The 232-nt window shown below is 35.8% G+C and carries 1 protein-coding gene; it reads right to left on the reverse strand.

Going from position 1 to position 232, the window contains the following annotated elements; translation table 11 throughout:
• Positions 1 to 232, reverse strand: a 232-nt coding sequence (locus ABR397_RS24100) for a contact-dependent growth inhibition system immunity protein (protein ID WP_350307887.1), incomplete at both ends; no start/stop codon positions are given.

Here is a 232-nt window from a genome sequence, read left to right on the forward strand (position 1 = left end):
AGCTAATCTAAGAGCTGCTCCAATTTCCTCCGAAGAACTATCTATCGGAAGAACAACATAATCAGATTCTTTAATTCTATCACCGCTCCAAGCTTCAAGCTTTTCGTGGTAACTAGGTCTAATGGTTATTAGGCTATTAATACCATGAATCGAACAGCTTTTCATATTCTTGAATAACACTCGTTTAGTTTTATAACCATATTGCTCCATCAACATTGCTATCCATTCAGAA

Origin of the sequence: Photorhabdus viridis (genome assembly GCF_040256935.1) — a bacterium.
In the GTDB taxonomy this organism is placed as follows: domain Bacteria; phylum Pseudomonadota; class Gammaproteobacteria; order Enterobacterales; family Enterobacteriaceae; genus Photorhabdus; species Photorhabdus viridis.